The following is a 465-nucleotide window of genomic DNA, read 5'->3' as shown; positions in this document are numbered from 1 at the left end:
GGTTGCCCTATTGAAGTAACCGACCTTGATGAAGCAATCAGAATAACAGCGGATTACAAGGAATACAGGCACAAAGAGAAAAGTTTTTCCGAGTTCGACAAACGGCAAAATGCGTATTGGACGGATATGTACGAAAAACTGACGGCACTCAAAAAACAATCATTAACAATTAAAATTTCAGAACGATGAACACGAATTTTTTCAATCAGATACAGCAGTTGGACTTTACAGGCGTATTGCAACTGAACATTTCAAAAGGAGCAGAAAATAACCTAATCGTATCGGTATTGCTCAATAACGAGCAATGCGGAGATAACGCCAAAAAACTTATTCCCCCATTGACATTTAACGCCACACCACAGGAGTTTGACGAGGGATTTTTTGAGCAGATAACCACGCCTATACAAACCATTTCGGGTGTAATGGTGGATATGGAAAAATTCCTAAAACAAATGGAAGAAGTCA

General features: G+C 39.1%; 1 protein-coding gene and 1 pseudogene. Both read left to right on the top strand.

The window, feature by feature from the left end; genetic code table 11:
* The coding region (locus BBI01_RS23080) for a hypothetical protein (protein WP_065394849.1) at window positions 1–189 on the top strand (189 nt) is incomplete at its 5' end.
* A pseudogene (locus tag BBI01_RS11580) lies at window positions 186–465 on the top strand (prtrc system protein e); the annotation flags it as partial. The gene BBI01_RS23080 and the pseudogene BBI01_RS11580, both read left to right, overlap by 4 nt.

It is taken from the genome of Chryseobacterium artocarpi, from assembly GCF_001684975.1.
Taxonomy (GTDB): domain Bacteria; phylum Bacteroidota; class Bacteroidia; order Flavobacteriales; family Weeksellaceae; genus Chryseobacterium; species Chryseobacterium artocarpi.
This window is presented reverse-complemented; position numbering and strand designations above follow the sequence as displayed.